This window comes from Proteiniclasticum sp. C24MP (genome assembly GCF_043951855.1).
In the GTDB taxonomy this organism is placed as follows: Bacteria; Bacillota; Clostridia; order Clostridiales; family Clostridiaceae; genus Proteiniclasticum.
Genome location: NZ_JBINJW010000022.1, coordinates 17,671 through 36,494 on the forward strand (window position 1 = coordinate 17,671; position 18,824 = coordinate 36,494).

The window sequence follows — 18,824 nt, forward strand, 5'->3', positions numbered from 1 at the left end:
AGATCGAGGTTCCTTTACTTATATGACTATAACAACAGTATGAATGCACATAACCTTTATGATCAGTAATGTGGTCTCTCTTCCTGAAAAACCATCCTTCCGTCATCGTCATAGGCGATGATCTTTGTGAACTCGGATGCACTCTCCCAGGTGAGCAGGAACAGATCCTCATGAAACTTTTCCTGGGCGATGACCGTTCCATCCATGAGATGCACTTCCATCTTCGTGATGCTTTCATCATGACGGATGCCATAGGCTCTGGCATTAGGCTGTCCATACTGGGCTTCATAGTAAATGGGATGGTCATACCTGATTTCTGTTCCAGTGACATAGCTCCCAGCACTCCAGAAGACGCCCATGGATTTCTTAATGATATTGCATGAAATCCAGCGGTCGTATTTCCCTAGAAAGTATTTCCCGCCAGGAAAGTCTTCCACATGAACCACTTCCGAGGGTCCGTAATGAATACTTCTCTCAGATCCCCTATAAGCTGCCACCGGGTCTATATAGAACATACCGGACAGTAAAGCAAAAGAGATGAAAATGGCTATGAAAATAATGTTTCTCAGAATCTTTCTCTTTCTATTCATAGGCCACCTTCTTTCAGCGGAATCTCCACTTTATAGTACCTGTTGTAGGAGTCATATTCGATGATGAGTTTTTCCGCGTCTTCCGGGAAGCCATGGACAGTATGTCGTCCTCTTGAGAAGATGCCACCAACGGAACCCTGCCCAGACATGAAGAAATAATCCTGCCCCGTTTCATCCAGGATGGTGCCGATGTTTCCGAAGCTGTAGCCAGAGGTTCCGAAGTCCCTCGTCAGAAGGGTATTATAGAGGATACTCAGATCTCCGTTTATCTCTACGATGACTTCATCGAAATAGATGATTCTGTTGTCGATTCTCACTTTTTCATTCACATCAATCCTGTAGAGAACGTCTTCTCGTGGAACATCTCCTGATCTGCTGTCAAGGATGGCAATAGTCAGAGTGAAAAGCCCCAGGATCAGAACAATCATCGCTATGCCCGCCAGGGTACTGGAGAAGAAATGGAGCCAGCCAAGAAGCGGACGATGCTCTCTGTTCAGCGCCTTTCCGATTTCCACAGGGTTCCCGAAATTCTCCAGAGCCATTTCCTCGGCTTCCTCTTTTTCGTATCCCTGAGAAAGATAGTCCTCCACCCGTTCTTCCAGATGACTCGTCAGTTCCTGATAGATGGGCTCATGGTCATAGGAGAACTTCACCTGAGACAGCACTTCACTCAGATACGCGTCTTTACCTTGCCAGCTCATACTGTCCACCAAACACAACCTTCTCCACAGATTCCGTAAAGACTGCCCACTGTTCTTTCTCAAGAGCCAGCTGCTTTTTTCCTTTCACCGTGATCTGGTAGTATTTCCTTGCTCTGCCTGCATCCCCTTTGGACTGGTAGGATTTCAGCCACCCCATGTTCTCCATCTTGTGAAGGACGGGATACAGCGTCCCTTCCTTGAACTGGAAAGAACTGTCGGAGCGAAGCTCCAGTTCTTTGATGATCTCGTAGCCATACATATCCTTGCCTGAGAGAAGAGATAACAGAAGCATTCCCGTGGTTCCCCCCAGTAGATTCTTGTCAAAATTCATCGTACAACCTCCTTTTCGTCTATACATAGACCTTCTATGATTAGAATACCTTGAAGCTCTATGTATGTCAAGAAGGAAAACACAGGCTTTCATAACATCACCCATCAGTGACACACTATGATTATGTTTAATGTATATTGTAAAATAATGGCAAAAAAGAAAAGCAGCTAAAGTTTTCACCTTAGCTGCTTTTCTGACAATCAGACAGTACCCCGCATAATGCTGAGTCCTGTCTGTGTTCTATTTTTCATTTCGGTCCCAATACGTTCTGTCCACTTCTTGTACGTAGTACTTCTCGATCAATCGTAATTTGAACATCTTCTTCAACTGGCTTATCGTAGGAAATCTTCTTTTTACTATTTATTTTTCTCTCTGGTTTCTTCCCGGAAACCTGATCTTTATAGTCCTTTTTTCTAACAACATCCGCAATGAACGCTCCTGCAGCAATTACAGCGATTAACCCGATCACAAGAAGATATAATAATGTATCACTGTTCATTTCTTTTCCTCCTACTTCTGTTAAATTGATGCTCCAACTACTGTCACGAACTCATTTTCACGGATAGGTACAGCTTATTTTCTTTTTATTGTCTGATGTCTATAACCGGATCTCCACTTTGTAGAGTTTCAGTAGAATCGTAACTTCCTTCAGCGGCACGATCTCCGATCTCTGTGTCTCGTTAAAGGTCAGAAGCTCCACATTTCCATTGTTCAGGTTCCTGATCTTTCTCAGAAGATTCTTCCCTTTATAGGATAAGAGCATCATCTGTGTACCCTGAATCTCTTTGGCTTCCACCCCAGACACCAGGTCTCCTTTCCGGATGCGATATCCTTTGAGATCATCATTTTCCACCTTCAGCATCACAACCTTATCCATAGGATACCCGTCGATCTTCTTCTTTTCCACCACATGGCTCTGATGCCCCAGCGGATTTTTCATATCATACCCGAATATGGGCACATTCTTGATGTTTTCTCCAAAGGCCTGATTCCAGAGTTCATTCACTGGTGTCTTTGGTGCCACATAGACTTCCTTCTTGATGATTTCCTTGGTTCTTTCAAAGGATTCCGACTGCGCAGACTCCTCCAGAGAACCCAGTCCCATGGAACCGATCTTCTTGTTGAAGACTTTGGAAAATCTCTTGATGAGATCCTCATTGACGATTCTTCTGCCCAGCTCCACATCATTGACGAAGCTCTCGGAAACCCCCAGCTTCTTCGCCACCTGCTTCATGGACATATTCGCTTCCAGTCTTGATTTTTTCAGTTCTTCACCGACTCTTGCCATTTTCTCACCCCAGATTTTCTGCTAATTTCGCACGTCGTTCCATTTCAATCTGCTTGTTCTCTTCCCGCTCTTCCAGGAGATGCTCGATCATGTAGTCGAACTTCCACTTCAGATTGGTTCTTGTGATCACTGCCATGATGGAACCGAAGACATGCTCTCTTCTGATTTTCGAAATGAGGTCCTTCAGTTCATCGTTGGTCTCATAGCCGCAGAAGATCATGATCTTCACGATTCCAAGGGGCGCACCCTCATGGGGAATCTCCTTGTTTTCTATGAGCTCTTCCAGTGTTCCACCTGCGTTACCGTTATGAATCTGATGCAGATTCAGTCCCTCGCCTGTAAGGCGCTTTTTTTCCTCTTCACTCAGTCCATAGACGAGTATCTTTCTTTCATTAGTCATAATTTACTCCTGATTCTAGTATTTAACACACACAGGAATCTCTATAGTACTTCAGGTTCCCCTATGTTTTCCGCATTTTCCACAGTCACTTTCTCCATGACCTGGTCCACTCTTGGCATATCTCTGTAGTCACGGTCCACTCTTACGATCTCAAGGGCATTTTCAAGGCCTTCCGTGATCTTTCCGAAGGCTGCATACTGGCCGTCCAGATGCGGTGAATCCGCCACCATGAGGAAGAACTGGCTTCCTGCAGAGTCGTTGTGCTGGCTTCTTGCCATGGAAATAACGCCCTTCTCATGCTTCAGCTCATTTCTGAATCCGTTGCCGGAGAATTCTCCCTTGATCTTGTATCCAGGTCCACCGATGCCGATACCTTCAGGGCATCCTCCCTGGATCATGAATCCTGGAATGACGCGATGGAACTTCAGTCCGTCATAGAATCCCTTCTTTACTAGAGATACGAAATTCTTCACCGTATTGGGTGCGATTTCCGGATATAGTTCTACTTTAATTTCTTTTCCTGTTTCCATTTTTATGGTTACAACTGGGTTCATTATATTACTCTCCTTCTCAATTAGAATTTTCTTCTTCATTATACCAATAGTTCCTGATAAAGAAAAATAAATAAATCATTGACTAGAACGAACGTTTGTATTATACTGAAATCAGAACAAAAGTTCGTAGTGCATCATCACACTATAGGAGTGGAGATTATCTTCCCATAATCAGCCACCCCTGGGCATATAGAGAATCTGCGCGGATTCTTTAGAGCCTTCTATCATATTTCATAACCCCGGATTAAGGGGTTTCTTTTTTTGCCCATTTTCTGTGCTTCCTCATTCCACGCAATCAAAAAGGAGCCCTTTCGAACTCCCTGTTTCATACTTCAATCATATGCGTTTGCACCAGTCTGTAGATACTGACTAAAATGACGATCACGGAAAGAAGCACAATGACTTTCCTGATCTTCTCCAGTTTTTCATTACAGACCTCCAATAGATTGATCCATCTATATATTTATGCTGATTTTACTGTATTGATCTGAATCAATCAATATGAATACGAAATATTCCTTTCTTCTTCTTTTTCAGTTTCAAGGATTTCACTTATTCCAGTTCCATCCTATTTCTTTCCACATTATTTTCCCGAATTTCAGCAAAAAATATTTCTATACGGTATAATATGACTAAAATGATTATATCTGAAAAATACGAATCTGAACTGATAAAAGGGGGGAAATGCGTCACCTTCTCAAGGGGGAAGCAGACGCTTTACGCATGAACAGACAATTCACATCACTACTGAAATTCATCAGCCTTATGCTGCTGGCCATAGCTGGGCAGCTCATCATGGTTTCTGCATCGGAAAAAAGTACAGACTATTACAGCCTGGCTACCCTCATCGCGACCATTCTCGTCTTCACTCTGTTCGGAGCTGTACTGGGCGGAAACGATCTGGGACAGTATCTGTCCTCAAGACTTAGGGTCAGAACCAGTTTCTTCAAACTGTCTCTTGGCCTTGCAGGTCTTACCATCTTTCTCACAGTGGGCATCCTTGCACTCTTTGAACCAGGAAATAACTTCGCACCCAATGGTGTATTCGAGTTCTTTCTGAAGAGCCCCGTGTTTACGCCGCTGTATCTCATCACATGCGGATACTTCCTCGCCTGGTCCGTGGAAAAATACGACGGCATGTTCTGATATTCCTGTTGACTTTTCTTCAGCAAGAAGGTAATATAACTCTTAATCAATAAGAAAAGCATTGATGAGAAAGAGTACTCAAAAGTCATGTCTTAAGAGAGTTTCTGGGTGGTGTGAAGAAACAGACAGCTTCTGACGAATACATCTCTGAGCTAAGCACCCAACGGTTTATAACCAAGTAGGCTGCTTCGGGAAACTGCACCCGTTACAGTGCTAGGGTATGAATGTACCCGATAAGTTTTTCTGCGGTGACGCAGAAGATAAATCAAGGTGGTACCATGGAGCATCAGTCTTCATCCTTTTTACAGGATGAGGGCTTTTTTTATTGAAAAATAGAAGTAAACAGAAGGGATGGTATTTTATGGATATCGAGAAAACAATGGACATCATCAGAAAAGGAACAGTGGAGATCATCGGAGAAGAAGAGCAGAAGGATAAGATTCTTTCGGGAAGAGTGCTGAAAATCAAGCTGGGGCTGGACCCCAGTGCACCGGACATCCATCTGGGGCATACGGTGGTTTTAAGAAAGCTGAAGGCTTTTCAGGACCTGGGTCATGAAGTCCACATCATCATCGGTGATTTCACTGGTATGATCGGAGACCCAACAGGAAAATCGTCTTCCAGAGTTCAGCTCTCAAGGGAGCAGGTCATCGAAAACGCGAAGACCTACACAAACCAGATTTTTGAAATACTGGATGAGGAGAAGACGCTGGTGCACTTCAACAGCAGCTGGCTCAGGAAGCTTACACTTCAGAATATCCTGGAACTCACAAGAACCACCACGGTGGCAAGAATGCTCGAAAGAGAAGACTTCAGAAAAAGATACGAGTCTCACACACCCATAGGCATCCATGAATTTCTCTATCCGCTGATGCAGGCCTATGATTCACTTGCCATAGAAGCTGATGTGGAGCTTGGTGGTACCGATCAGACCTTTAATCTGCTCATGGGCAGAACCGTGCAGAAAGCAGAGGGCGTTTCACCTCAGACAGTGATTCTTCTGCCTCTCCTGGAAGGCCTGGACGGTGTACAGAAGATGAGTAAGAGCCTTGGCAATTATGTGGGCATCCATGAAGACCCGGAGACCATGTTCAATAAAGTCATGACCCTTCCGGATGAGCTGATTCTCAGATACTTCACACTGGTCACAGATCGTCTGCCTGAGGAGATCCGTACACTGGAAAAACGACTTGAGACAGAAAACCCTCGGGACATCAAAATGCTTCTGGCTGAAGAAATCACCACCATGTACCATGACAGAGAAAAGGCCGATGCTGCCAGAGAGAAATTCATAAGAGTCTTCACAAAAGAAGAGATTCCTGAAGATGTGAAGGAAATCAACGTATCGAAAGATGATTTCTCCTTAGGACATGTGCTGAAGGAAGAAGGACTTGTGGAAAGCTTCAATGAATATAAAAGACTTCTGTCTCAAAGCGGAATCTCCGTCAACGGGGAAAAGATCGCATCGGAGGAAGCCCTTCCAGTTTCCGGCTCCCTGCTGGTAAAGGTGGGAAAAAGAAAATTCATCCGGATTCATAGGGAAGAGCAGTAGGGAAATTGTATTACGCGGGTCCATTTGCTAAAATAGACAGTAGACAATCAAAATGGATTTGATGCGGAGGCTATAAAAATGGCAAACAATCAGCCCATTGGTTTCTTCGACTCTGGTGTCGGCGGAATCAGTGTATTAAAAAAGGCGATGGAACTTCTTCCTCATGAGGATTTCATATATTTCGGCGATTCAGTCAATGCTCCCTATGGGGATAAGGACCTGGAGACTATCAAAGCGCTTTCTTTCCAAGCTGTGGACTTTCTTCTGTCCTTTCACTGCAAGAGCATTGTTGTAGCCTGCAATACGGCAACCAGTGCAGCCATCACAGACATCAGGGAAAAGTATCCTGAGATCCCTGTCATCGGCATCGAACCTGCGCTGAAAGTGGCCATCGATCATACCACAGACGGCAAGATCCTCGTCCTCGCCACCAACAGGACGCTCCACGAGAAAAAGTTCAGGAAACTTTCCGACCAGTTTTCGCAGTCCAGAAACATTGTGAGTCTGCCCCTGCCAGGCCTCGTGGAAATCATCGAGAATGGAGAGGACTTTCAGGAAAAGAGCTATGCTTATCTGAAGAAAGCGCTGGAAAAAGTGGATAAGGATCTCAGCTCCGTAGTCCTTGGGTGCACGCACTATCCTTTCATCAAGCCCTCCTTGAGAAGAATCTTCAGTGAAGAGATTCTCATCGTGGACGGCAGTGAGGGTACCGCAAGGAGACTGAAAGAAGTGCTGACGGAAGAGCATCTCCTTCATGAGGAGACTCATGAAGGCACCTTGAGAATCTTCAATTCCTCGGATAGTCAGAAACTCATTGACCTGACTTACAGACTTCTGGAAGAAGACAGCGACACTGATAAGTAGCATGGAAATGGAATCAGAATAAAAAAGTTAAAATACCCGTTATGCACATAAGCTTATCAGGCTGTGCATAACGGGTATTTCTTCAGTTCTATCGAAAAATCAGTTTTCAAAATGCTCCGCTTTTTCGTAGATCTTTCTCTCTTCCTCTTTGGAGGTCATGAGTTTTATGATCCATGCGATGAGGATGATTCCTGGAAGGTCTACCAGCAGCCTTGTGACAGCGAATTTCGCGCCAAGAGCCCCCATCTCAAAGAGGAACATGGGAATCTTCGTGGTGGACCAGGCGCCGATGAACACCAGCACATTGAGGAACGATACCCCTTTCTTCATGAACACCGCCGCAATGGGGAAAGCGCCATAGAGCGGCCCTGCAGCTGCTGAACCGATGAATATGGCAAGAAGTGTTCCCTTGATGCCGGAACCCTCCCCCATGAACCGGATCATGGTTTCCTTGGGTACCCATATATCCAGGAGACCCAGAAGGACAAAAATAGGTGGAATGATGAGAATCATTTCCCGGAAAGAATAGGCAGTGGTGCTCAACGCCTTTATGCCCAGCTCTCTGTTCACCAGTGTCAGTGCAGCTACTCCAGCCAGTGCCAGAAAAAACCATCTGTATCTCTTAAGATAATTCATCATAAGCTCATCACCACCCATCCGATGACCAGCGCCACCACATAGGAAAACACATAAGCCAGTCCGTTTCTAAGAAATGTGGTCTTCCTACCGAAGTATTTCATCTCCACCGGTATGGTGATGAATCCCACCATCATGAGGGAGGAGATGAATGCACCGATCTGCATGTAGCCTGCTCCTCCTTCCAGAAGCAGAGCTGCTGTGGGAAAGGCGATGAATCCGGGAATCATGGTCACGGAACCCACCAGTGTGGCCAGCACCACGCCGATCCATCCGGAATCTGCCCCGATGATCCTGGAGATCACCTCAGGATTCAGCACTGCAATGAGCACCCCTACCAGCGTGATGACCACAAGAAATTCCGGCAGGATATTTTCAAAAGCCTTCCAGGCTTTTCTCAGTGCTTTTTTTGTCTTCATCTTATCTTTGTAAAACGAAATGATCAGCAGCACAAGCGTTGTGCCATACAAAAATGCATTCATAATTCAATTCCCTTTCTCATCTTTACTCATCCATCATGATTTTTTCTTTCACACTCTCATATACCTATAAGAGAATATATCAACCTGTAAATAATACCCCCCACCCTATTTTTTGTCAAGATGAGTCCCCTGCACCTTATACTGATTTTCTCCTGAATCTTCAGGCGGAAATCAAGTTTCCCTTTTGCCTGTTTCCTCTTAGAGCGTTATTTTTTGTCAATTGTTGACATCTTAAATCGCTGGGAGTACTATTATCATATTCCCATATAAGAATATGTGCATGTAAGAATAAAGGAATGTGATGAAATGAACGACTTACTTAATATCTTTAAAACCCTTTCTGATGAAACCAGACTGAGAATCGTTGTGCTTCTGCACCATGATGAGCTCTGCGTCTGTGAAATGAGCGGAATTCTTGATGTGTCCCAGCCCACCATTTCCAAGGGGCTCTCTAAGCTGAGGGATCTCAATCTGGTGGTGGATACAAGAAAAGAGAAATACGTGTATTACAGGTTGAGAGAAGATCACGCCATTCTTCAGAATATCATAAAGGACATTGCAGATCACATGGACCAGTACCCGAAACTGAAGGAAGATGTAGGAAACATTTCCACCAAGTGGAAATACTCCAACACCCCTACCCCCATTGATGCAAATGTCTTTGCAGAGTAAATCAGCATAAGAAAATAAATTATTAGGAGATAGAAATGTTTATATTCGAATGGATCAACAATCAGCTGCTCAAGATGGAGTGGCTCTATAACTTAGTGGAATCTCTGGTGGTCAACGTCTTTGGCCTCAGCATGACAGATCGTCTAGGCGCAAGCATTCACTTCTTCATTTATGATGTGGTGAAGATCTTCATCCTGCTGTCAGCACTTATATTTATGATTTCCTACATCCAGAGCTTCTTCCCCCCCGAGAGGACCAAAAGAATCCTTGGAAACTTCAGTGGAATCACAGCCAACATACTGGCTGCGCTCCTTGGTACCATCACTCCCTTCTGTTCCTGCTCCTCCATTCCGCTGTTTATCGGATTTACGAGTGCAGGGCTTCCCATCGGGACCACCTTTTCCTTCCTGATTTCTTCACCTCTGGTGGACCTGGCATCCGTCATACTCCTGGCAGGAATCTTCAACTGGAAGATCGCCATCGCCTATGTCATCGTAGGACTGGTCCTGGCCGTCATCGGCGGAACCGTCATCGGAAAGCTGAAGCTGGAATCCCATGTGGAATCCTTTGTCTTCAGCAACAACATGGAGATGGGTGAAGAGGATGTGATGACGAAAAGAGAACGAGTCGAATTCGCCAGAGATCAGGTTCTTGATATCGTGAAAAAGGTGTGGATCTATATCCTCATCGGCGTCGGCATCGGTGCTGCCATCCATAACTACATCCCTGAGAACTTCATCACAGCGGTTCTTGGTGCGGATAAGTGGTGGTCCGTTCTTGTGGCTACGGTAGTCGGAATTCCGATGTATGCTGATATCTTCGGCACACTGCCCATCGCTGAAGCACTCATAGCCAAAGGCGTAGGCCTTGGTACCGCACTGGCATTCATGATGGGTGTCACGGCACTGTCCCTGCCATCCCTCGTGATGCTGTCCAAGGTCGTGAAGCCAAAGCTCCTTGCCATCTTCTTCGGAATCGTGGCAGCGGGAATCGTCATCATCGGTTACACCTTCAATGCCTTCAGTTACCTGTTTATTTAGTGAACCAATAAAATATACATATATTTAAGGAGAGAGTATTTATGAAAATCAAAATTTTAGGATCCGGATGCAAAAACTGCGTCACACTTGCAAAGAATGCGGAGGAAGCACTGAAGGACTTAGGCATGGAAGCTGAAATCATAAAAGTCACAGATTTTAAAGACATCGCTTCCTACGGAATCATGTCCACACCAGGATTCGTCATCGATGAGGAAGTCGTTTCCTACGGAAAAGTGCTGAAACCAGCTGCCATCAAGGAAATCCTGGAAAAGAAGTAATAAAGTAGAGGCGTGCAGATCATCATTTGATCTGCACGCCTCTTTTTTCGATTTCAGCTCCGTTTCCATCACGAGACAGAACCCTTGCATGTATCTCTTCTTTAGAGTGGATCTGATACAGTCTACTGCAGCAGATCCAGCACCATCGGTCCTGACACGCCCCCGAATAATTTCAGCTCTCCATTCACGGATGTAAGAGGCAGCCCGAATCCTTTGTTCATGGCATCAATGATATATTTATAGTCATCCAGGTCGTCATAGTATACATCGATGAATTGGAGCTCCACCTGATCCTTCATCTCTGAGTTCTTCATGAAGGTTTCAAACTCATTGTACATTTCTCCCATGGTGACTGCCGGAGCACATCCCCCGTTGCAGCTGCATGAACCACCTGCCGTCTTATTTCTTACCCCGAACACTTCAACTATGATCTTTTTTTCCATTTTTTTCTCCCCCTCATATAATTTATGCTGCTTCCGGTGATTCCAGAAGTGCTGCCACTTTCATTTCACCTCTTCACCGACACTCCTCATCAGATGAATGATTGTCGATATCTACTCTTCATGCTATCTATCATATCGATGGTTGTCAACATGACTGATTTTACAGACAGAATCAGAGCGGCATCTCAGTCATTGAAAAAATGCTGCAAAAAAAAGCCCTGCATGGACTGATATGCTATCTGTCAAAAGTACAGCACATCATAAAAATGCAGGGCTTTTCATTATCTGTCTTATTCTTCGAAATTGAAAAGTTTCAGCGCTTCGTCTCTTGAGTACATGCCAAGCTTCACCATTTCATCCACAGCACTGCTGTTGATGTTGTTTCTCACGGAATTGCTGATTCTGGAATCAATGCTCTTCACATCATCCATGTTTTTATCCGTGATTTTCACATCATAGCTTCTGGTCTTTCCGGAACCGCTCTTCTGAAGATTGTAGTTATAAAACAGGCTGTTTCCTTCCCCTTCCGGCTGCACATAGGCATTGACTTCCACCACTTCCAGATAGGTGTAGGAAGTATTCGTCAGCATGGTTCTGTCCACAATGGTGTTTCCTCGGAAATCCACGAAACGGAAGAAGGTGCTGACACCTATCACCACCAGTACGATTCCGATGAGTACCGAAACCCACTTCTGCTGCTTGGACAATTTCCCTCTCCGATTGAAGAGTGATATGAAGGCGATGATGGTCAGAATCACTCCGATGGAAATGAGAATGACCCCTACCGGAGGTATGAAGATGCCACCTTTAGGCAGGAAAAGCAGAGAGTCTTCTGCCTTGAAGATCATTTCTCTGATGGCTTCCGAGAATATGGTGATGACCGCAATGATGGCGGCCAGAATACCGAAGAATTTCATTCTTCCGGGTTTTCTGATCTTTTTCCCTTCGCCTTCCTCCGCCACCAGAACCTCATCCACTTCGATGATTTCACTTTCTTCGTGCTTTACAGGCTTTTCTTCCTGGACTTCCGGCAATTTTTCAAAGGTTTCTTCTCCCAGCGTCACTTTTTCTTTTTCGTTGTAATTAGGATCATTGGTGTTTTTCATGATGCACCCCCGACTATTTATGTTTTTTTATGGCAGATTCTTCCCGATGGATGCCTTATAGACCGACAGCCACTCTTCTTGTGTGAATTTAATTTGCAGCGCATCCATGGCATTCTTTATGCGCTCGATTTTCCCTGATCCCACGATGGGCAGAATCTTACCGGGATGACTGGTCAGAAACGCAAAGGCCAGGGTATCAAGCCTTGTCTCGCCATACTTCTCTCCGATGGCAAGCAGTGTGTTTCTAACATTCTTGACCTTCTCGGAGTCTCCCGTGAAGATTTCTCCTCCTGCCATGGGTGACCATGCCATGGGATAAAGACCTCTTGTCATGAGATGATCCATGGTGCCGTCCTGGAACACATCCAGCTGCAGCGGTGAAATCTCCACCTGATTGGTGACCAGCGGATATTCCGAATAGGAACTGAGCATATCGAATTTCGTGTTATCGTAATTGGATACACCGAAGTTTCTTACTTTTCCGGAATCATAGAGCTGTCTGAATGCCTCACTGACTTCAGCAGGATCCATAAAGGGAGAAGGTCTGTGAATCAGAAGAAGGTCCAGATAATCCGTTCCGAAGTTCTTCAGCGACCTTTCCGCTGACTGGATGATATGCTTTCTTGAATTGTCATAGTGATGGGTCTCGTACTGCGGTCTGTTTTCACAGGGAAACACGATGCCGCATTTTGTCACGATGGTCAGTTTCTCCCGGAGTCCCTTCTTCAGCTTCAGCGCCTCTCCAAAAGCTTCCTCACAGGAAAATCCGCCGTATATATCCGCCGTATCCACCGTGGTGATGCCCAGGTCCATGACTTCTTCCGTGAAATGAAGAAGTTCCTCTTTGGTCATTTTCCAGTCCATGAGTCTCCAGTGGCCATGTATGATCCGATCCATAATGAGTGTGTCGGATAATCTTACCTTTTCCATTGCTTCCTCCTTGTTTCTGTCTCAATTATTACTATTATATTCATTATATCCTTTTTTCAGTATACTTATCAATTTTTACAATAGTTAGACCACTATTTCCGATTCCACCCTCCTGATAATCCACCCTATCCCTTCACATCAGAAAAATGACAATAATCCGTTAATCTTACCTGATAACCATAGGCAAGGTAACCGTCTCTGTTGTATGATGGAAATGTAAAGGATTACTTTGTAGGAGATGATGAGAAATGAATGAAAAAGAAAAGAGATACGAACAGGAGAAGATCGATGCTGCAGAATCTCATTTTGAAGCAGAGAATATGAACAAGTATGATGATCTGGAGCTGAAGGAAAAAAATCTTAAAATCAATGAATTCGAGACCGAGTATGTGGACCCGACGGACGAAGAAGTGAAGGACATCAAGGATCATCCTTGTGTAGACCAGGATGAAGTGAAGAAAAGAAATCCCGATGAATTCATGAAGTAAGAAAGTAGCATGAAATATCAATAATGAGGTATTTCCAGAATGACTGGAAATACCTCATTATTATTTTTTCTCTATGAATTGCTGTTTTACAGACTGGTGATTTCCTTGAAAAGCTCCATGGCCGCATCTCTTGGACCACTCTTCTCCTTGTCCGGTACACCAAGCTGTGTGTAGATTTCTCCCACTTTGACCTTGGTCTTGAACAGAGCATCGAAGAATAGATCCAGAAGCTTATCTGTGTCTTCGCTCTTCTGAAGGGGTCCGAACGGATTCGCGAAATAGGATTCCACCAGTCCGCTTTCTGTGGTGGTTCCCTTGGCCATTCTCTTGCCGGAGCGGAAGATCTCTTTCGCCTCATTCTGATCCTTGAAGTATCTTACGCCCGGTTCTCCTTCTTCCAGCACCTTGTAGTTGTTGGCATACAGGAAGAGATCCACGGGATATCCTTTGACAATCTCCTTGTAGGTGGCTACAGGCATGACCAGTCTTGCATTGGTCTTGTCCGGGTTCATAAAGATGGATCTGTCGATTTCCTTGAATGCATAGCCCTGATCCAGGTCATCCAGTCTTACGAAGGCACCGATTTCGGTTCCGTATCCCATGACTTTTCCATTCTCCAGTGTGAAGAAGCCCATGTCATCAAAGATGATGGTCATATCACTGATATGATCTTCCGATAAGCTTCTCAGTGCTTCCAGGGATTCGGACTTTCCTGCTCCGGAGTCACCCATGATGACAACATTGGCAGACTTTCCGTTCTTCATGTTGATGTTGACCATGGCACCATGAATGGGAAGACTTCCTCTTTTGATCATGATGAGGTTATGCAGCGTAAGACTCATCTTCTTCATGTATCCGAAGTAGTCGATCTCATCGCTGTAAGGAACAAATCCAAGCATGATGTCGTTCTTCTTGTCATCATAGAATACATTGCCCAGCTCTTCATTGGTGTTTTTTCCCCCATAGACATAGATGATGTCCGGTTTTCTGCCTACATAATCTTCTTCTCTGGCCATCTCGAAGAGGTTGGACAGGGAGATTCCATGTGCCATCAGGTCTCTATGGAAATAAAGGAATGCAGTGAGCTTACCGATCTTTGCAGGATAGCAGAAGAAGTGGTCTCTGTTGAGGTAGGTTTCATCGATGGGATTCACAAAGGTCTCCTGGAAGATTCCATCTCTCTTGTTCTTCTTTGGGTAGGAGATGAAGGGCGAATCCATGACGATGGCACTGATGAAGGGAATATCACTTAGAATCTCATATCCCTTCGGAATAGGCCATAGAGTCTCTTGCAGAATCACGCCGGCGTTGACGCCCGCAGGAACCTGTCTGAAGACATTGGGCTCGTAGCCCAGAACATTTCTTCCGATCTTTCTGTACAGCTCCAGTATCAGATTTGTGAACTTATGGTTGGCATCGATGAAGCTGGTCTGAGCCAGACCATCGGTGTTTCTTCTGTTCTGAATGACGGAATATCTCTCCAGTCTTCTCCAGAAAGCGTAGAAGTCTTCCAGAAGGGATGTGAACCAGTCCGGATCGGACAAAAGAGGCTCGTAGTCACATCTGATTTTAATCACTTCTTCTCTATGGAACAGAGTCAGAAGCTTCAGCACTTCCACCATCTTATCTGTGAGCTCACTGATGGTATCGCCCTCATAGACGGAGACCAGTCTCTTGTAGTTCTGGGTATTTCTCTTCGCAATGGATTCAAGATAGGTCATGGTCACTCTGCGGAAAGAATCCGATTCCAGAATCTTTTCAATGGTATCACAGTATTTGGCCGAAAAATTGATCATGGCTTTACCCTTGCTCAGGGAAAATTCTTTTTTCATGGGACACCTCTCAATTGTAATTATTCTTAACCTAATGTGGTAATTAAGTCTATGTTATATAGTATACAGCAATTTCGATAAAGATATGTGTTTTTTTCTGATAGAATCTCAGAATTAACAGTAATTTTTCATCTGCCTTTCATTTCCTTTTCATCCTTTTTTAATTTAACGACTTTACAATGAACACAAATAGTAAGTAAAAGAGGTGCAGACATTGAATCAGAACAAGAAACTCACTAAATCATCAACCAACAAATGGCTCTTCGGCGTACTGGGAGGATTCGCGGAGTATTTCAATATTGATGCCAATCTCCTTCGAATCGGATTTCTCATTTTCTCCCTGCTCCCTGGACCTTCCATCCTCATCTATATCATCTGTGCAGTCATCATGCCGAAAGAAGAAGGCAGCTACTAATTCCATGAACTGCCCTTTTCATGAATATGATCTCCAGCCCTTACATAAAGATCCTTCCATCCTGCAGTAGGACGGAAGGATCTTTTCTGCTGCTTATTTCTGTCCCCTTTATGGGTATTCCAGGATATTTCTAAAGTGTACCCTGTTTCTTCCGGTTGAGTTCACGCACTCTCTCTATGCGGGTTTCTTCATCCAGTATCGTGCCATCCTCATCCATGGTCACATGATACCCTTCATGGATTTCCGTTCTGAAATTCCCCTGTGCCACACTGAAACCCTTCAGGCCCGGTGCATCCAGGAGTCCTTCCTTGATGGCCAGATAGATGACTTCAGGGTCCACCAGAGGATCTTCCACGTCCTTGATTTTACTGATTTCCCGTAGAAGGTATCTCACTTCGGATTTCAGATACTCCAGTCTGTCCTTGAACTTCGGATCTTCATGAAGGTTCTCCAGAAGTCCTCTTTCCGCGATTTCCATGGACTTATTGACAATCCTGACGCTCTCCAGGATTTCCTTGCTGGTGGCTCTCTTCACCGCTTCCGAATAGGACACCACATGAACGATATCCGGTTTCAGGAAGGATCCGTAGAACATGGTGGATGCGATGAGTCCCTTGGCCTTGTCCATGTCTGCGGGATAGGCCAGAAGGCCTGTTCTCACCATGCGGATGATCTTGAAGTGCTCATCTTCCAGTTCGCCCATGAGATCGATCTTCGCCTGCATCTTCGCCAGGTCCATCATGGGTGATATGGATGGCGGGTTGGCCAGCATGTACTGCATGACCATATCCTTCACGCCAAGATGTTTTGCCACCTTGGCCGTGATGTAGCTGATGGCCACTTCAATGACGTCGGAGCAGTATCTCAGTGCCCACTGGTGAGATTCATTCATCTCCACAGGCACCCCCATCTCCGCATTATAGGCGATGGATTCCATGTTTTCCTTGATGGCTGAGAGAAGCTCTCTGTCGCTTCTTCTGTCCAGCTGGCTGTACCACGTAAGGGGTATGGCTGCCCAGGCATTGTTTAGGGTCTCTTTCAGAATCTTCGAAAACGGGTACATATCCCTTGTGCCTGAGTAGCATCTCATCATAGGGTAATTTCCACGACGGGTGGCTTCATACATCATCCTCAGGTGTTCTTCATTTCTTATGGGCACACCCCCTGCACCATCTTCCCCCTTCGGCATCTCCTCCTGATGGAAATAGAATTCCTGACAGTTCTGATCCGGTGCCAGTGAAATCACATCCAGCAGCTTGCTTTCGGCAAGGACCTTGATGTCTTCATAGGTGGCCTCGATGGTCTCAAGACCGATGTGGTGACGGATGATGGGAAAAGGCTTCTTCCACTCGATTCTCTCTCTTAGGCTCTGGGGAGGCATCACTTCCTCCACGATGCCTTTTTCAATATTTCTCAGGTAGATGATGCTTTCGGACTGCTCCTCACTGCCATCAAAAACCCTGCTGATATAGTCGAATTTCCTGGCCGCTTTCGCGGTTTCCACTGTGCCGCCGAAGATGAATACGATGTCTTCGAATCCCTGTTCCTTGATGATGCCTTCCAGCTCCTTCAGAAGATAGAATGCACCTTCTTCCGAAAGTCTGTAGCTTAAAGCCACCACATGAGGTTCGTATTCGATGATTCCGCCTACCAGCTCTTTCAGGGGGACCGCCGAACCCATGTACTCCACGTCGTATCCTTCTTTTCTTGCCAGTACACTGAAATTGTATATTCCCGCGGCATGCACACAGTTTCCTATGGATGCCACAATCATCTTCTTGTTCAAAAAATCAGCTCCTTTTTATGTTTTCCGCTTCCAGTTCATCTATGGTTACACCCTTCATCAGCTGCTTGTAATCAAAATGCAGTTTCCCTGCAGTTCTTCCCATTTCACGGAAGTCCTTCGAAAGCAGTGCATTGGCCAGATTGATGACCATCTCCGTATGGGTCATGGGTAGTCCCAGATCTTTTCCCATGCTCTCCAGAGGAACCAGCCCATATGGAATGTCCTCATAGATGTATCGATAGGCAAGGCTCTGCGGTGCAAAGATCTCTTCATAGGAGGGATTGTTCTGGATACAGTCATACAGCGTTTCACAATCGATGTTGTAGGAATGTCTCATCCACTCCTTGGCCGATATGACAGGGTGATTCAGAAGCTTTGCCACTTCCTGCCTCTCTTTGTCGACTTTTTCGATGAAGGAGGCGATGGTTCTGCTGATGCCTTCCCTGTAGTACTTGAACTGCTGCTCTGATTCCACCCAGCCTGTATTCAGAAGCATCGGTGCACAGTGAAGAATCATGCCCACATTACCGATGGAGGTCTCCACCATGCTTTCCGCCTTTTTATAGAATTTATTCAGTTCATCCGGAATCCTTCTCAGCACCTCATCCAGGTCCACTCCGCTGAAACTGGAGATCAGAATATCTCTTTTCAGCGCGATGATGTTGACACTGGTCTGAGACAGCTTTCTGCAGGTATAGATGATGGTCTGGGTTTCCAGAATCTGCACATTGTTGAAGTTTCCGGATTTGAAGAGTTCATCCTTGAAATCCACCGCACCGAAGGTTCTTCCCGGATTGAGAATCACGATATGTTCATCCGTAAGGTAGGGTGCCATAATCCTTGCAAGTCCCTGATGGGATGTGGCAGGCGTTGTCACCAGTACAACCTTTGCACAGGACAGAACTTCTTCTATCTCCGTTGTGACAAGTTCCAGCTGGAATTCACCCACAAGAACACCTGTGGTTTCCACTTTCATTGTCCTCATGAGATCCGAGATATTGTCTTCGCTTCTATTCCACAGGTAGACCTTGTTTTCCGTAAAGCTCATATGGGCTGCCATGGCAAGCCCTGAATTTCCTGCTCCGATGATTGCTACTCTCATTTTTCCGTACCTCCTTCTCCGTCCATTTCTGATTCACTTCATTCCAGCACTTTTCTGACTCTGTGCTTCCATCTGCCAGATGATTTTGATAAATCCAAAATGAAATCGATGTATTTTTATTATACTTGATAAAACCTTTATACTTCCTTAATATTTACTCAGTTTACAGAATATTATATTTCTGCTTA

The 18,824-nt window shown here is 45.1% G+C and carries 23 protein-coding genes and 1 other annotated feature; of the genes, 8 read left to right on the forward strand and 15 right to left on the reverse strand.

The features are described 5' to 3' along the window. Positions 1 to 62: 62 nt before the first annotated feature. The 7 genes from ACHAL6_RS12370 to ACHAL6_RS12400 form a co-directional block, all read right to left on the reverse strand. Positions 63 to 590, reverse strand: coding sequence for a hypothetical protein (locus ACHAL6_RS12370; RefSeq protein ID WP_395270985.1), 528 nt, complete (start codon positions 588 to 590; stop codon positions 63 to 65). Continuing rightward, positions 587 to 1,291 (reverse strand): permease prefix domain 1-containing protein, encoded by a 705-nt coding sequence (locus tag ACHAL6_RS12375; protein WP_395270986.1) that lies wholly within the window; start codon positions 1,289 to 1,291, stop codon positions 587 to 589. Before ACHAL6_RS12375 ends, ACHAL6_RS12370 begins: the two co-directional genes overlap by 4 nt. Beyond that, on the reverse strand, positions 1,275 to 1,622 hold the full coding sequence (locus ACHAL6_RS12380) for a PadR family transcriptional regulator (RefSeq protein ID WP_395270987.1): 348 nt from the start codon (positions 1,620 to 1,622) through the stop codon (positions 1,275 to 1,277). The genes ACHAL6_RS12375 and ACHAL6_RS12380 overlap by 17 nt, the downstream gene beginning before the upstream one ends. Positions 1,623 to 1,869: 247 nt before the next feature. Further along, on the reverse strand, positions 1,870 to 2,121 hold the full coding sequence (locus ACHAL6_RS12385; protein ID WP_395270988.1) for a hypothetical protein: 252 nt from the start codon (positions 2,119 to 2,121) through the stop codon (positions 1,870 to 1,872). Between the two features lie 99 nt (positions 2,122 to 2,220). Beyond that, a complete protein-coding gene (locus tag ACHAL6_RS12390) occupies positions 2,221 to 2,910 on the reverse strand; it encodes a multiprotein-bridging factor 1 family protein (RefSeq protein ID WP_395270989.1) in 690 nt (229 codons plus the stop codon). Positions 2,911 to 2,914: 4 nt separating this feature from the next. Then, a complete protein-coding gene (locus ACHAL6_RS12395; RefSeq protein WP_395270990.1) occupies positions 2,915 to 3,310 on the reverse strand; it encodes a DUF3783 domain-containing protein in 396 nt (131 codons plus the stop codon). Positions 3,311 to 3,351: 41 nt separating this feature from the next. After that, on the reverse strand, positions 3,352 to 3,864 hold the full coding sequence (locus ACHAL6_RS12400; RefSeq protein ID WP_395270991.1) for a peptidylprolyl isomerase: 513 nt from the start codon (positions 3,862 to 3,864) through the stop codon (positions 3,352 to 3,354). A gap of 723 nt (positions 3,865 to 4,587) precedes the next feature. Here ACHAL6_RS12400 and ACHAL6_RS12405 point away from each other — a divergent pair. The 3 genes from ACHAL6_RS12405 to murI all read left to right on the forward strand — a co-directional run bounded on the left by ACHAL6_RS12405 (position 4,588) and on the right by murI (position 7,426). Further along, positions 4,588 to 5,010, forward strand: a complete 423-nt coding sequence (locus ACHAL6_RS12405) for a hypothetical protein (protein ID WP_395270992.1) — start codon at positions 4,588 to 4,590, stop codon at positions 5,008 to 5,010. A 52-nt stretch (positions 5,011 to 5,062) separates the two neighbouring features. Further along, positions 5,063 to 5,314: a binding site (T-box leader), on the forward strand. Between the two features lie 57 nt (positions 5,315 to 5,371). Next, positions 5,372 to 6,562 carry a tyrosine--tRNA ligase gene (tyrS, locus tag ACHAL6_RS12410; protein ID WP_395270993.1) on the forward strand — a complete coding sequence of 397 codons (1,191 nt, stop codon included), beginning with the start codon at positions 5,372 to 5,374 and terminating at the stop codon, positions 6,560 to 6,562. Between the two features lie 78 nt (positions 6,563 to 6,640). Continuing rightward, positions 6,641 to 7,426, forward strand: a complete 786-nt coding sequence (gene murI, locus ACHAL6_RS12415; protein ID WP_395270994.1) for a glutamate racemase — start codon at positions 6,641 to 6,643, stop codon at positions 7,424 to 7,426. 99 nt (positions 7,427 to 7,525) lie between these two features. Here the strand turns inward: murI and ACHAL6_RS12420 are convergent, their stop codons facing one another. Further along, a complete protein-coding gene (locus tag ACHAL6_RS12420; protein WP_395271020.1) occupies positions 7,526 to 8,062 on the reverse strand; it encodes a permease in 537 nt (178 codons plus the stop codon). Continuing rightward, positions 8,062 to 8,544 (reverse strand): permease, encoded by a 483-nt coding sequence (locus ACHAL6_RS12425; protein WP_395270995.1) that lies wholly within the window; start codon positions 8,542 to 8,544, stop codon positions 8,062 to 8,064. The genes ACHAL6_RS12420 and ACHAL6_RS12425 overlap by 1 nt, the downstream gene beginning before the upstream one ends. Positions 8,545 to 8,850: 306 nt before the next feature. On the opposite strand from ACHAL6_RS12425, the gene ACHAL6_RS12430 reads away from it, so the two are divergent. From ACHAL6_RS12430 to ACHAL6_RS12440, 3 genes are read left to right on the forward strand one after another with little or no spacing between them, the layout of a single operon-like run. Then, entirely contained in the window at positions 8,851 to 9,216 is a 366-nt protein-coding gene (locus ACHAL6_RS12430) for an ArsR/SmtB family transcription factor (RefSeq protein ID WP_395270996.1), read from the forward strand. A gap of 35 nt (positions 9,217 to 9,251) precedes the next feature. Then, entirely contained in the window at positions 9,252 to 10,256 is a 1,005-nt protein-coding gene (locus ACHAL6_RS12435; RefSeq protein WP_395270997.1) for a permease, read from the forward strand. A 41-nt stretch (positions 10,257 to 10,297) separates the two neighbouring features. Next, complete coding sequence (locus ACHAL6_RS12440; protein ID WP_395270998.1) at positions 10,298 to 10,534, forward strand: thioredoxin family protein; 237 nt, start codon at positions 10,298 to 10,300, stop codon at positions 10,532 to 10,534. A gap of 122 nt (positions 10,535 to 10,656) precedes the next feature. Here the strand turns inward: ACHAL6_RS12440 and ACHAL6_RS12445 are convergent, their stop codons facing one another. The 3 genes from ACHAL6_RS12445 to ACHAL6_RS12455 form a co-directional block, all read right to left on the reverse strand. Further along, a complete protein-coding gene (locus tag ACHAL6_RS12445) occupies positions 10,657 to 10,977 on the reverse strand; it encodes a hypothetical protein (protein WP_395270999.1) in 321 nt (106 codons plus the stop codon). Between the two features lie 290 nt (positions 10,978 to 11,267). Then, positions 11,268 to 12,083 (reverse strand): DUF308 domain-containing protein, encoded by an 816-nt coding sequence (locus ACHAL6_RS12450; RefSeq protein ID WP_395271000.1) that lies wholly within the window; start codon positions 12,081 to 12,083, stop codon positions 11,268 to 11,270. A gap of 27 nt (positions 12,084 to 12,110) precedes the next feature. Beyond that, positions 12,111 to 13,013: an aldo/keto reductase family oxidoreductase gene (locus tag ACHAL6_RS12455; RefSeq protein ID WP_395271001.1), complete on the reverse strand. Its 903-nt coding sequence runs from the start codon at positions 13,011 to 13,013 to the stop codon at positions 12,111 to 12,113. Positions 13,014 to 13,261: 248 nt separating this feature from the next. Between ACHAL6_RS12455 and ACHAL6_RS12460 the strand changes: the two genes are divergently transcribed. After that, positions 13,262 to 13,501 carry a hypothetical protein gene (locus ACHAL6_RS12460; protein WP_395271002.1) on the forward strand — a complete coding sequence of 80 codons (240 nt, stop codon included), beginning with the start codon at positions 13,262 to 13,264 and terminating at the stop codon, positions 13,499 to 13,501. Positions 13,502 to 13,587: 86 nt separating this feature from the next. Here the strand turns inward: ACHAL6_RS12460 and ACHAL6_RS12465 are convergent, their stop codons facing one another. Beyond that, positions 13,588 to 15,333, reverse strand: a complete 1,746-nt coding sequence (locus ACHAL6_RS12465) for a phosphoenolpyruvate carboxykinase (protein WP_395271003.1) — start codon at positions 15,331 to 15,333, stop codon at positions 13,588 to 13,590. A gap of 214 nt (positions 15,334 to 15,547) precedes the next feature. Between ACHAL6_RS12465 and ACHAL6_RS12470 the strand changes: the two genes are divergently transcribed. After that, positions 15,548 to 15,748, forward strand: coding sequence for a PspC domain-containing protein (locus tag ACHAL6_RS12470; RefSeq protein WP_395271004.1), 201 nt, complete (start codon positions 15,548 to 15,550; stop codon positions 15,746 to 15,748). Between the two features lie 130 nt (positions 15,749 to 15,878). On the opposite strand, the gene ACHAL6_RS12475 is transcribed toward ACHAL6_RS12470, so the two are convergent. After that, positions 15,879 to 17,534, reverse strand: a complete 1,656-nt coding sequence (locus ACHAL6_RS12475; RefSeq protein WP_395271005.1) for a cobalamin-dependent protein — start codon at positions 17,532 to 17,534, stop codon at positions 15,879 to 15,881. A gap of 4 nt (positions 17,535 to 17,538) precedes the next feature. Beyond that, on the reverse strand, positions 17,539 to 18,636 hold the full coding sequence (locus tag ACHAL6_RS12480; protein WP_395271006.1) for an NAD/NADP octopine/nopaline dehydrogenase family protein: 1,098 nt from the start codon (positions 18,634 to 18,636) through the stop codon (positions 17,539 to 17,541). Between the last annotated feature and the right edge of the window lie 188 nt (positions 18,637 to 18,824).